Here is an 11,480-nt window from a genome sequence, read left to right as displayed (position 1 = left end):
ATTCACGTCAAGAAAACTTTTCTAATGATTTCTTCTTGCTTATTTGATTGCCCTGAATATGTGATAGCCTTTTTCCCGATCAATTTCTATTACTTCGCGGTACGTTTCCTGTAGCTTCTTCAATGCGGATGGGGCTCCTTGCTTCTTCTGAATGACAACCCACATTTCTCCACCTTCTACCAACAGGTCGTATCCCTCTACAAAAATGCGATGAACGATTTCCTTACCCGCACGAATCGGCGGATTGGTCAGAATGACATCAAACTGCTCGCCTTGCACGCCGCTGTAGACATCACTCACTCGAAGCTCAACATTTTTTATTCCATTTGCTTCTGCATTACGACGAGCCAGGTTAACCGCACGCTCGTTCACGTCGATCATCGTCACCCGACCATGATCAGCAAGCTTGGCAGCCGTCAACCCCATCGGACCATACCCGCATCCCACATCCAGCACACGCGCATGACTGGGGATTTCCATGTTCTCGATGAGCAATACACTTCCAAAGTCAATCCGGTCTCGGGAAAAAACGCCAGCATCCGTTATGAAGCGAAGTTCATTACCACGGAGATTGAACGTAAATTGCTGTTCATCATGTGCAGCACCCGGTTGATTGGTATAGTAATGGTCTGCCACGTGTGATTCACCCTTCCTCATCGTTTACGAAAACCTCTATCATCAAAAGCTTATAGAAAATCCCCCTGCCGCAGGCAAGGGGATATCCTAAAGGAAGCTAACTTACTTTACTTCTACTTGTGCGCCAGCTTCTTCGAGTTTTGCTTTGAGAGCTTCTGCTTCGTCTTTGGAAACGCCCTCTTTGAGTGTTTTTGGAGCGTTGTCTACCAGGTCTTTTGCTTCTTTCAGACCCAAGCCAGTCAGCTCGCGAACAACTTTGATTACGTTGATTTTGGAAGCGCCGCCGCTTACCAGGTTAACAGTGAATTCAGTTTGCTCAGCAGCAGCTTCTGCTCCGCCACCAGCAACTACAGCTACAGGAGCAGCAGCAGTTACGCCGAATTCTTCTTCGATTGCTTTTACCAGATCGTTCAGTTCGAGAACGGACATGCCTTTAATGGCTTCCAAGATTTGGTCTTTAGACATTTGTAAATCCTCCATTCAAGGAATAGTATTTTTTTGAAATTAGCCGATCAGGCGATTACGCGCCTTGACCTTCTTTTTGTTCTGCCACTGCTTTGACTGCCAATGCAACGTTGCGCATAGGAGCTTGCAGGACGGAGAGAAGCATGGACAAGAGACCTTCGCGGTTTGGTAGGGAAGCCAAAGCTTTAATTTGCTCAGCATCAACTACTTTACCTTCGATAACGCCACCCTTGATTTCCAGCTTGTCGTTTTTCTTAGCGAATTCAGCGATAACTTTCGCTGGAGCGATGATATCGTCTTTGGAGAACGCCAGAGCGTTTGGTCCAGTCAGATATTGATCCAGTTCAGTCAGGCTTTCCTTCTCAGTAGCCAAACGAGTCAGGGAGTTTTTCAACACCTGGAACTCAACACCAGCTTCACGCAATTGCTTACGGAGCTCAGTTACTTGTGCTACTGTCAGACCGCGGTAGTCAGCTACCACTGTAGTTTGGCTTTCGCGAAGCTTAGCTGCGATTTCGTTGATCGCTTGTACCTTTTCTTCACGAATAACGGTTGGACGAATTTCTGCCATTGATTACACCTCCCGTGCTCTAATCCTAGAAAATGAAGAATGCCCTCGCAGACTCACGAGGGCATAATGCTATATCGTCAAAGGAAAACAGCGTTTCCTCATTCGTACATTACACGCCTCGGAGGGATATTAAGCGTTACTCTCACAAGCACCGCGCCTTCTGTCTACGGCATATTCTTTTCATCAACAGGGACTATCTTAACAACTCCCACAAAGGAAGTCAAGTGTCATTATTTTACAGCTACGCGTACACCAGGGCCCATAGTGGAGCTCAGGGTTACATTTCTCATGTAAACACCTTTTGCTGCAGCTGGTTTCGCACGGTTCAGTGCGTCAGTCAGAGCAGCCAGGTTGTCAGCCAGCTTGTCAGCATCGAAGGATGCTTTACCGATCGGAGCGTGGATGTTACCTGCTTTGTCTACGCGGTACTCAATTTTACCTGCTTTGATTTCGTTTACCGCTTTTGTTACATCGAAAGTAACAGTACCGGTCTTAGGGTTTGGCATCAGGCCTTTTGGACCGAGTACACGACCCAATTTACCTACTTCACCCATCATGTCAGGAGTAGCTACTACAACGTCAAAGTCGAACCAGCCACCTTGAATTTTCGCGATCATGTCTGCATCGCCTACGAAGTCTGCGCCAGCTGCTTCTGCATCTTTTGCTTTTTCGCCTTTAGCGAATACGAGAACACGTTGTACTTTACCAGTACCATGTGGCAATACAACAGCGCCACGGATTTGTTGGTCAGCACGCTTAGGGTCTACACCCAAACGGAAAGCTGCTTCAACAGTTTCATCGAACTTAGCAGTAGCTGCTTTTTTAACCAGCTCAATACCTTCTGCTACTTCGTATACTTTGTTTTTATCAACGAGCTTTACAGCCTCTTGATATTTCTTACCTTTTTTCGCCATGATTAAATCTCCCTTCAATGTGGTCGTAGCGGTTGATCCTCCCACAGACAGGGGGGCACAACGTCTGTGCCCCCTTGCACTCAAGACAATTAGTCTTCGATTACGATACCCATAGAACGAGCTGTACCTTCTACCATGCGCATAGCCGCTTCTACGGATGCAGCATTCAGGTCAGGACGCTTCAGTTCTGCGATTTCACGAACTTTATCACGCTTCAGCGTAGCAACCTTTGTTTTGTTTGGTACGCCAGAACCAGACTCGATACCAGCAGCTTTCTTCAACAGAACTGCAGCTGGAGGAGTTTTTGTGATAAAAGTGAAAGAACGGTCTTCAAACACGGTGATTTCCACCGGGATGATCATACCTACTTCGCTTTCAGTGCGAGCATTGAATTCTTTACAGAATCCCATGATGTTTACACCAGCTTGACCGAGAGCCGGACCTACTGGAGGTGCAGGATTCGCTTTACCTGCTGGGATTTGTAATTTAATTACGCGGATAACCTTCTTAGCCACGTAACACACCTCCTTACTTCACATGTGGTTATTACGGGGGAATGCCCCCTCCCACCGTTTTTTGAAAGTCTCTATGTAAAAGACTTTCGATCTATAGTGAGAGTGCAAGAAACCCCAATTAATGTTGTGGGATTGTTAAAACAAAATGAAATGTACCACATAGCGCGATACTTTTCAAGTTGAATCCTAATCCAATTTTTGAACTTGTGTAAAGTCTAGCTCTACCGGTGTTTCGCGACCGAAGATGTCCACCAATACGCGAACCTTCTGCCTGTCCGGGTGAATCTCGATAATCTCCCCGGTGCGATTGGAAAATGGACCATCTATGACGCGCACCATATCGCGGAGAGCATAATCGACTCTGATCTTGGGAATTTCGATTCCCATTTGCTTGAGAATCGTATCGGCCTCTTCAGGACGCAGCGCTGTCGGCTTAGAGCCGGCGCCCGTGGATCCGACAAAGCCGGTAACCCCAGGAGTGTTGCGCACGACATACCAAGAGTCGTCCGTCATCACCATTTCAACAAGGACGTATCCAGGAAACACTTTTTTCGTGACGGTGCGCTTCTTACCATCCTTGGTTTCCACCTCTTCTTCAGTGGGAACAAGAACGCGAAAGATCTTGTCTTCCATGCCCATCGACTCGAGCCGCTTCTCCAGATTTGTTTTAACCTTGTTTTCGTAACCTGAGTACGTATGAAGTACATACCATGCTTTTTCCATATCCAACAGGACGATAACCGTCCGTCCCTCCTAAGACTTGCATAATTACGTTCCTAGAATCAAATCGATCAAGCGCGAGATACCCAAATCAACGACGAAGAAGAATATTGCCAGGAGCACAACCGTAACGAGTACAACAAGCGTATAGGTTGTCAACTCTTTACGGTTAGGCCAACGGACTTTCTTTAGTTCGGACATTACGTCACTAAAAAAACCACCGGTACGGCGAAAACTGGCTCCGATTCGTGATAAAAAACCCACTTTGCCACCCCCTGACTTCGTCGCATCAACCATTACTTCGTCTCGCGATGAAGGGTTTGCTTCTTGTCACGGGAGCAATACTTTTTCAGTTCAACACGTTCAGTAGTGGTGCGCTTGTTCTTCGTGGAGATATAGTTACGCTCGCCACACTCGGTGCACGCCAACGTGATGTTTACTCGCATTTATTGCCACCTCCATCTCATTTCAAACCTGCTATTAGTTAAAAGTACCCCGATGATAAATAGTACGGGAAAACCGCTACTTTTTCCAGACCATTTCATTCACCTAAGTAACCATAGAACAGAGAGATAAGAGTCTATGGCTACCTAAATAAATTTATCATACCGAAATACCCATGTCAAACAAAATGACTTGACAAGAAGAAGTCCTTTTGCTTCCAAAATAAAAAGAGAGATTCTCTACAGATGAATCTCTCTTCCTTCCAAATAGCGCTCTAGCTTGCGCTTTACTCGCTGCAATGCATTATCAATAGACTTGACGTGACGCTTCAGCTCGACGGCAATCTGCTGATAGGATCGTCCATCCAAATAGAGCATGAGAACCTGGCGCTCCAAATCACTCAAGATTTCACTCATTTTGCCCTCGATATCATCGAACTCTTCCCGATTGATAAACAATTCCTCTGGATCGGTCACTTTTGTTCCCGAGATCACATCGAGTAACGTGCGGTCAGAATCTTCATCGTAGATAGGCTTGTCCAGTGACACGTAAGAATTGAGCGGGATGTGCTTTTGGCGTGTCGCCGTCTTGATCGCGGTAATGATCTGACGGGTAATACACAACTCGGCAAATGCTTTGAACGACGTGAGCTTGTCTCCTCGGAAGTCGCGAATAGACTTGTACAGTCCGATCATCCCTTCCTGCACGATGTCTTCGCGGTCAGCCCCAATAAGAAAATAGGATCTCGCTTTGGCACGAACGAAGTTTTTGTATTTGTTGATCAAATACTCCAAAGCTTCGGCGTCATTATCGCGAACCAGGTCGACTACTTCTTCGTCGGTCATTAGTTCATATTGGGCATGTTTTAACTCCTTGAGGTCAACACTCACAAATGATCCCTCCGCCAACCGGTTTCTCCAATAGATAGCGCTATTATACATGATGCCGTAAAAAAGCGTCAACCGAATCCAAGTTATTCCCTTCTCCATTTTTCGAATATTTTCGCTATTTCATCATTCAGCGTAATCCGCCTGGAGAAGCCGTCTTCTTGCGTTTTTTCGACTTGTTTCTTGATTTCTTTCCCCGCATTTTCCATATCGAGCAACAACTCCCGGGCAGATTTGCGCAAAGCTCCCTGCCCAAATATGACACGTTGTGACGTATAGTCAGAAGTTGCCACATAAATTTGTCGATTTTTATTGTGAAATTCGGAGACTAACTGCTCTATTTTTTCGTCAGCCGTCTCCTTTTTCTTCGTGAAATAGACTTCAACCTGGAAGTCTTCCATTTGACGGCCAATGCCAGGAACGTTGTACGCATCGAAAACGATGATAACCTTCGTCCCTGTGTAGCTCTGGTATTCTGCCATTTTTGCGATCAACTGATCACGCGCCTCGTCCATCCGCTCTTGATCCTTCAGCAGGCGCAGATCGGGCCAGGCGCCGATGATATTGTATCCATCTACGATCAACAGCTGCTTGGCTTTTCGTTTTGACATGTCATTTCACCCGCGTTGGAATTGGACTCCTGGAGCGATAGACTTCATACATCAACAAGGCAGCTGCTACAGAAGCGTTGAGTGAGGTAACATTGCCCGCCATCGGAAGGCTGTACAGAAAATCACAGTTTTCCCGAACGAGGCGACTCATGCCTTTTCCTTCGCTGCCAATGACAATCGCGAGCGGCATCGTATAATCACCCTGGCGGAAATCTTGTTTGGCACTCGCGTCTGTTCCTGCGATCCAAACACCGCGTTCTTTGAGCTCTTCCATGGTACGAACCAAATTCGTCACTCGCGCTACCGGCACGTAGTTGATCGCCCCTGCCGAAGCTTTTGCCACTGTTGCCGTAAGACTGACAGAACGTCGTTTTGGAATGATGACACCATGAGCACCGACTGCATCGGCTGTACGCATGATCGAACCGAGGTTATGCGGATCTTCCAGCTCGTCCAACAGCAAAATGAACGGCGCCTCGTTTTTTTCCTCTGCCCGCTTCAAAATATCGTCTACTTCTACGTAATCGTAAGCAGCAACAGAAGCCACTACACCCTGATGGTTGTCCGTCGACACGAGCTGATCCAGCTTTTTGCGGTTCGCTGTCGTCACAATGACACCCTGTTCTTTTGCCAAAGCAAAGACAGGTCCCATCAAATTTTTATTCGTTCCCTCTGCAACCCAAATCTTATTGATCGTACGCCCCGATCGCAAAGCCTCGATGACGGGGTTTTTCCCCAGAATCCACTCTTCACTCATTTCACGATTCTCCTTCCACTATGGCAAAAGCCTGCTGCACAATTTCAGCGATCCGCTCTTCTTTTCCACACAAGTACAGGTACCCGATCAATGCTTCAAAAGCCGTTGCATGACGGTAGTCGATAATATCGGCGTTTTTGGCACTGGAACCGGATTTGGCATTCCGCCCCCGCTTCACTACATTCAATTCTTCCTCCGGCAATGTGGGCATTAACGTCAACAACACATTGGCCTGTGCTTTCGCTGAAACATAGCGGTTGGCCGCCTTGTGGAGCTGGTTTGGTTTAACCAGCCCCTTGGCGATCAAATGATACCTAACACAATGCGAATAGGTAGCATCCCCGAGGAAGGCAAGCACGAGTGGATTTGTCAGATTAGGATCTCGGGTTAGTTCTTCTTTTTGCATCTATTTTCTTCGGCCCCTTATTTTCGACGCCAGCGAACACCTTGTGGCGTGTCCTCCAGCACGATTCCTTTTGCTGCGAGCAGATCGCGGATTTCGTCAGAACGGGCAAAGTTTCTTGCTTTGCGAGCTTCTGTGCGCTCTTCGATCAACGCATCAATCTCACTATCCAACAGTTCCTGCTCTTCTGCAATTTCAAGACCAAGAACCTCCGTCAACTCCACCAACAAATCCATGTACGCACGAACTTCGGTTTCGCCTACATTTTGATGACGCAAATACAGGTTGGCTTCCTTCACGACGTCAAAAATAACGGTAATGGCATTCGCTGTATTGATATCATCATCCATCTCAGCAATGAAACGCTCACGAAGCTCTCCAATGATTCGTGCCTGCTCCTGTGCCTGATCATTCGGCTCTTCTGCGCGCACGGTATCCAGACGATGAGACAGATTCGTATGCGCGGTCTTAATTCTATCTAGACCATTAGCCGCCTGTTCAATCAACTCTTCGCTAAAATTGATCGGGTTGCGATAGTGCCCCTGAAGCATAAAGAAGCGAATTAATTGACCACCGAATTTCTCCGAAAGATCGCGTGCAAGCAAGAAATTCCCGAGGGATTTGGACATTTTTTCGTTATCGATATTGAGCATGCCGTTGTGTAGCCAGTAGCGAGCAAAGACTTTACCCGTAAAGCATTCCGACTGGGCAATTTCGTTCTCGTGGTGCGGGAACACAAGGTCTGTTCCGCCCGCATGGATATCGATTTCCTCACCCAAAAACTTCAGGGCCATCGCCGAGCACTCAATATGCCATCCCGGTCTTCCTTCGCCCCACGGACTGCCCCAGGTAACTTCTCCGGTCTTGGCCGCTTTCCAAAGGACAAAGTCCAGGGGATGTTCCTTTTTCTCGTTGATTTCTACACGAGCACCTGCCTGCAAATCATCCAACGGTTGATGCGAAAGTTTTCCGTATTCCTGAAAACGTCCCGTGCGGAAATAGACGTCACCTTCACTCTCGTAGGCAAAGCCCTTTTCAATCAGCCCTTGCACGAATTCAATGATCTCCGGAATGGTCTGCATTACTCGCGGTTGAATATCAGGTGGCAGTACGTTTAGTGATTTCAGATCAGCGTTGTACGCATCCGTGTATCGATCCGCCACTTCTTTGACAGTGACACCTTCCTGATTCGCCACACGAATCAGTTTGTCATCTACGTCCGTAATGTTTTGCACGAATGTCACTTCGTAGCCACGATATTTCAAGTAACGGCGAAGTGTATCAAATACAATGGCAGGGCGCGCATTTCCAATGTGGATGTAGTTGTACACGGTCGGACCGCACACGTACATTTTTACCTTCCCTGGCTCCAATGTGTGAAACGGTTCCTTTCGCCGCGTCATCGTGTTAGTCAGCTGAATGCCCATCGTTCTTTTTATCCTCCCTCAAAAGCTCCAATTCTTTGCGTAACTGATCAATTTCCTTTTGCATCATACGAATCGTATCCGCTACCGGGTCTGGCATATTTACATGGTCCAGATCATTTTTGACCCGCTTGCCATCCTGGATGACGATGCGTCCCTTGATTCCTACTACGGTCGAGTTAGGCGGTACCTCCTGCAAGACAACGGCACCAGCCCCTATCTTTGAATTATCGCCAATTTTGAAGGAGCCCAACACCTTTGCTCCCGTAGCAATAATGACATCATTGCCGATTGTAGGGTGACGCTTTCCTTTTTCCTTACCTGTTCCCCCGAGTGTAACCCCTTGATAAATCGTTACATTGTCTCCGATTTCGCACGTCTCTCCGATCACAACACCCATGCCATGGTCAATGAACAGGCCGCGGCCAATTGTTGCGCCCGGGTGAATCTCAATTCCCGTGAAAAATCGGGATACTTGAGAGACAATTCGGGCGAGTGTACACAGCTCAGACTTCCAGAGCCTGTGGGCAATCCGGTGCCCCCATATCGCGTGCAAACCGGAATAGGTCATAACGACTTCCAGCGTACTTCGCGCAGCCGGGTCTCGTTCAAAAACAGCATGAATGTCATCTCTCATCTGTGCTAACATTTTTGGGTGGCACCTCCTGCCTGATTTACCTGCTCACGTTCAACCTCAATGTCAGGGTTCAAAAAGTTGTCTTTTCAGCATTGAGAAAATAGCGAGAACCACTTTTTGAACTACCTTTTCAAAAAAATAAAAAACGTCCCTATCCCCTCAAAAAACACGAAGGGACAGAGACGGGTTTACCGTGGTTCCACTCTGCTTAGATCGTCATCACTGTCACAAAAAACTCACAACAGTCATGAGCAAATCTCGCTCATATCCCGATAACGGCGGGAAGCCGATGGCGCCTACTGATATCTTTTCAAAAAGATAGGTTCAGCTCATTGCTCACAGGGGCATTTCCATACAGGGCACACCAGATGGCTCTCACCTATCCATCCTCTCTGTAGATGTGCAGACTGTTGTACTTCTCCTGATCGTCGCATTCATTATTTATAAAAGAAAACCAGCCAATACTTACTGACCGTTTGCAATTACTTGCTCTGCACGTGCAATCACCTTGTCGCGTCCAAGCAGATACAACGTCTCCGCCAGGTCACGACCATGCGCCTGACCAGTTGCTCCTACACGGACCGGCATGAACAATGCCTTGCCTTTGTGACCCGTTTCCTTTTGCACGTCTTTGAGTACCGCTTTAATAACATCCACATTATATGCATCTTGGGCAGAAAGGTGTTTCACAAAGGAAGCAAGCACTTCCGGCAATTGCGGTTCTTTTAGCACCAGAGTTGCTTCTTCATCGTACACCACTTCGTCGAGGAAGAAAAGAGCTGCCAACGGAACGATTTGCGCACAGTAGGACATTTGCTCTTGGTACAGGCCTACGATACTGCGAACCCATTCGCGCTTCTCAGCAGACAAATTCTCTTCGATAAAGCCTGCTTTTTGCAGATGCGGGATACACATGTCTGTAATCATATCCAGCGGTTGACGCTTCAAATAGAAGTTGTTCATCCAGTTCATCTTCGTTGCATCAAACACAGCTGGCGACTTGTTCACGCGGTCCATTGAGAACAGCTTAATCAGATCTTCCATTAAGAAAATCTCTTCTTCGCCACCTGGAGACCATCCCAAAAGAACAAGGAAGTTCACGATTGCTTCTGGCAAGAAGCCGAGGTCACGGTACTGTTCAATGAACTGAAGAATGCTCTCATCGCGCTTGGACATCTTTTTGCCATCTTGGTTGAGGATCAGTGCCAAGTGAGCAAAGTCAGGCGCTTCCCAGCCAAACGCTTCATAAATCATCAATTGACGAGGCGAATTGGACAGATGCTCTTCTCCACGAATGACGTGGCTAATTTTCATCAAATAGTCATCCACTACAACAGCGAAGTTGTATGTAGGAATTCCATCCGGACGGCAAATAACGAAATCGCCCATCTCGTTGGAGTCGAATGTTACCTGGCCACGAATCAGGTCGTTCACGACATACTCGCGATTATCCTGAACGAGGAAGTGAATGGATGGCACTCGCCCTTCTGCTTCGTACTGAGCACGCTGCTCGTCCGTTACATGGCGGTGCTTTTCCAAAATGCGCGGTGTTTCTCCACGCGCGAGCTGTTCTTCACGTTCTGCATCCAGCTCTTCTTTTGTCGCGTAGCAGTAGTACGCTTTGCCTTCTGCCAGCAGTTGATCGATATATTTCCGATAAATGTCCAGGCGTTCTGTTTGACGGTACGGTCCATATGGTCCACCAACGTCTGTACCTTCTTCCCATGTTACGCCGAGCCATTTCAGGTTTTTCATTTGCTCTTCGTCCGCATTTTCCTTATTGCGCGTTTGGTCCGTATCTTCAATCCGAACGATGAACGAACCACCGTGATGTTTCGCAAAAAGATAATTAAAGAGCGCTGTTCGCGCACCGCCGATGTGTAAATGCCCCGTAGGACTCGGCGCATAACGAGTGCGAATTTCTTTCGCCATTGGTAGCACCATCCTTATGAATGTAAAAGGCTATAAACCTTGACCTAAGTAAAAACGTATCTAAGGCTTTATGTTACACCTTGCCCTTCTACTTGACAAGCAAGCATACTGCCTGTGCAGCGATTCCTTCCCCTCTGCCTGTAAAACCGAGTTTCTCGGAGGTAGTCGCTTTCACATTCACTTGCGAGAGATCTTCTGCCTCCAGCACGCGTGCAATGACTTCACACATTTGCGGGATGTATGGCGCCATCTTCGGCGCTTGGGCAATGATCGTTGCATCCACGTTTCCTAAACGGTAGCCGCGCTCCCGAACCAACTTCCATACATGCTCCAACAGCTTCACGCTATCCGCATCCTTGAAAGCCGGGTCTGTATCTGGGAAATGACGGCCAATATCCCCCTCACCAATCGCTCCAAGAATCGCGTCACTAATCGCATGGAGGAGAACATCCGCGTCAGAATGCCCTAGCAAGCCTTTTTCATACGGGATGGTGACGCCACCGATAATGCATGGACGCCCCTCTACTAGTTGATGCACGTCAAAACCTTGTCCAATACGCATGA

The 11,480-nt window shown here is 47.6% G+C and carries 16 protein-coding genes and 2 other annotated features; all 16 genes read right to left on the bottom strand.

Going from position 1 to position 11,480, the window contains the following annotated elements:
- Positions 1-39 precede the first annotated feature (39 nt).
- Positions 40-636: a class I SAM-dependent methyltransferase gene (locus HPY28_RS27700; protein WP_017247038.1), complete on the bottom strand. Its 597-nt coding sequence runs from the start codon at positions 634-636 to the stop codon at positions 40-42.
- A gap of 102 nt (positions 637-738) precedes the next feature.
- On the bottom strand, positions 739-1,101 hold the full coding sequence (gene rplL / locus HPY28_RS27695) for a 50S ribosomal protein L7/L12 (RefSeq protein WP_007716218.1): 363 nt from the start codon (positions 1,099-1,101) through the stop codon (positions 739-741).
- A 55-nt stretch (positions 1,102-1,156) separates the two neighbouring features.
- Positions 1,157-1,672, bottom strand: a complete 516-nt coding sequence (rplJ, locus tag HPY28_RS27690; protein WP_012683973.1) for a 50S ribosomal protein L10 — start codon at positions 1,670-1,672, stop codon at positions 1,157-1,159.
- A gap of 24 nt (positions 1,673-1,696) precedes the next feature.
- Positions 1,697-1,860: a sequence feature (ribosomal protein L10 leader region), on the bottom strand.
- A gap of 42 nt (positions 1,861-1,902) precedes the next feature.
- Positions 1,903-2,586, bottom strand: a complete 684-nt coding sequence (gene rplA, locus HPY28_RS27685) for a 50S ribosomal protein L1 (RefSeq protein ID WP_017247037.1) — start codon at positions 2,584-2,586, stop codon at positions 1,903-1,905.
- Positions 2,587-2,675: 89 nt separating this feature from the next.
- Positions 2,676-3,101 carry a 50S ribosomal protein L11 gene (rplK, locus tag HPY28_RS27680; protein ID WP_005828886.1) on the bottom strand — a complete coding sequence of 142 codons (426 nt, stop codon included), beginning with the start codon at positions 3,099-3,101 and terminating at the stop codon, positions 2,676-2,678.
- Positions 3,102-3,287: 186 nt separating this feature from the next.
- Complete coding sequence (gene nusG / locus HPY28_RS27675; RefSeq protein WP_017247036.1) at positions 3,288-3,824, bottom strand: transcription termination/antitermination protein NusG; 537 nt, start codon at positions 3,822-3,824, stop codon at positions 3,288-3,290.
- 45 nt (positions 3,825-3,869) lie between these two features.
- Positions 3,870-4,118 (bottom strand): preprotein translocase subunit SecE, encoded by a 249-nt coding sequence (gene secE / locus HPY28_RS27670; RefSeq protein ID WP_012683970.1) that lies wholly within the window; start codon positions 4,116-4,118, stop codon positions 3,870-3,872.
- A complete protein-coding gene (rpmG, locus tag HPY28_RS27665; RefSeq protein WP_003392018.1) occupies positions 4,118-4,267 on the bottom strand; it encodes a 50S ribosomal protein L33 in 150 nt (49 codons plus the stop codon). The genes secE and rpmG overlap by 1 nt, the downstream gene beginning before the upstream one ends.
- 237 nt (positions 4,268-4,504) lie before the next feature.
- The gene (sigH, locus tag HPY28_RS27660) at positions 4,505-5,155 is read right to left on the bottom strand and encodes an RNA polymerase sporulation sigma factor SigH (RefSeq protein WP_005828894.1); all 651 of its coding nucleotides are present in this window, start codon (positions 5,153-5,155) and stop codon (positions 4,505-4,507) included.
- A gap of 83 nt (positions 5,156-5,238) precedes the next feature.
- Positions 5,239-5,763 (bottom strand): NYN domain-containing protein, encoded by a 525-nt coding sequence (locus tag HPY28_RS27655; protein WP_017247035.1) that lies wholly within the window; start codon positions 5,761-5,763, stop codon positions 5,239-5,241.
- 1 nt (position 5,764) lies between these two features.
- Positions 5,765-6,520, bottom strand: a complete 756-nt coding sequence (gene rlmB / locus HPY28_RS27650; protein WP_012683967.1) for a 23S rRNA (guanosine(2251)-2'-O)-methyltransferase RlmB — start codon at positions 6,518-6,520, stop codon at positions 5,765-5,767.
- Between the two features lies 1 nt (position 6,521).
- On the bottom strand, positions 6,522-6,926 hold the full coding sequence (locus HPY28_RS27645; RefSeq protein ID WP_017247034.1) for a Mini-ribonuclease 3: 405 nt from the start codon (positions 6,924-6,926) through the stop codon (positions 6,522-6,524).
- A gap of 17 nt (positions 6,927-6,943) precedes the next feature.
- Positions 6,944-8,350, bottom strand: coding sequence for a cysteine--tRNA ligase (gene cysS, locus HPY28_RS27640; RefSeq protein ID WP_017247033.1), 1,407 nt, complete (start codon positions 8,348-8,350; stop codon positions 6,944-6,946).
- The gene (cysE, locus tag HPY28_RS27635) at positions 8,331-8,996 is read right to left on the bottom strand and encodes a serine O-acetyltransferase (RefSeq protein ID WP_017247032.1); all 666 of its coding nucleotides are present in this window, start codon (positions 8,994-8,996) and stop codon (positions 8,331-8,333) included. Before cysE ends, cysS begins: the two co-directional genes overlap by 20 nt.
- 163 nt (positions 8,997-9,159) lie before the next feature.
- Positions 9,160-9,422: a binding site (T-box leader), on the bottom strand.
- Between the two features lie 27 nt (positions 9,423-9,449).
- A complete protein-coding gene (gene gltX / locus HPY28_RS27630; RefSeq protein WP_173624362.1) occupies positions 9,450-10,916 on the bottom strand; it encodes a glutamate--tRNA ligase in 1,467 nt (488 codons plus the stop codon).
- Between the two features lie 88 nt (positions 10,917-11,004).
- Positions 11,005-11,478, bottom strand: a complete 474-nt coding sequence (gene ispF, locus HPY28_RS27625) for a 2-C-methyl-D-erythritol 2,4-cyclodiphosphate synthase (RefSeq protein ID WP_017247030.1) — start codon at positions 11,476-11,478, stop codon at positions 11,005-11,007.
- Between the last annotated feature and the right edge of the window lie 2 nt (positions 11,479-11,480).

This window comes from Brevibacillus sp. HB1.2, assembly GCF_013332495.1.
In the GTDB taxonomy this organism is placed as follows: Bacteria; Bacillota; Bacilli; order Brevibacillales; family Brevibacillaceae; genus Brevibacillus; species Brevibacillus porteri.
Note: the sequence above shows the minus strand (reverse complement) of the source record. Positions and strands in the feature narration are given on the sequence as shown.

Coding starts and splice junctions, on each gene's coding strand:
- rplL (WP_007716218.1), bottom strand. CDS start 1,101: ATGTCTAAAGACCAAATCTTGGAAGCCATTAAAGGCATGTCCGTTCTC.
- rplJ (WP_012683973.1), bottom strand. CDS start 1,672: ATGGCAGAAATTCGTCCAACCGTTATTCGTGAAGAAAAGGTACAAGCG.
- rplA (WP_017247037.1), bottom strand. CDS start 2,586: ATGGCGAAAAAAGGTAAGAAATATCAAGAGGCTGTAAAGCTCGTTGAT.
- nusG (WP_017247036.1), bottom strand. CDS start 3,824: ATGGAAAAAGCATGGTATGTACTTCATACGTACTCAGGTTACGAAAAC.
- secE (WP_012683970.1), bottom strand. CDS start 4,118: ATGGTTGATGCGACGAAGTCAGGGGGTGGCAAAGTGGGTTTTTTATCA.
- rpmG (WP_003392018.1), bottom strand. CDS start 4,267: ATGCGAGTAAACATCACGTTGGCGTGCACCGAGTGTGGCGAGCGTAAC.
- HPY28_RS27655 (WP_017247035.1), bottom strand. CDS start 5,763: ATGTCAAAACGAAAAGCCAAGCAGCTGTTGATCGTAGATGGATACAAT.
- rlmB (WP_012683967.1), bottom strand. CDS start 6,520: ATGAGTGAAGAGTGGATTCTGGGGAAAAACCCCGTCATCGAGGCTTTG.
- HPY28_RS27645 (WP_017247034.1), bottom strand. CDS start 6,926: ATGCAAAAAGAAGAACTAACCCGAGATCCTAATCTGACAAATCCACTC.
- cysS (WP_017247033.1), bottom strand. CDS start 8,350: ATGGGCATTCAGCTGACTAACACGATGACGCGGCGAAAGGAACCGTTT.
- cysE (WP_017247032.1), bottom strand. CDS start 8,996: ATGTTAGCACAGATGAGAGATGACATTCATGCTGTTTTTGAACGAGAC.
- gltX (WP_173624362.1), bottom strand. CDS start 10,916: ATGGCGAAAGAAATTCGCACTCGTTATGCGCCGAGTCCTACGGGGCAT.
- ispF (WP_017247030.1), bottom strand. CDS start 11,478: ATGCGTATTGGACAAGGTTTTGACGTGCATCAACTAGTAGAGGGGCGT.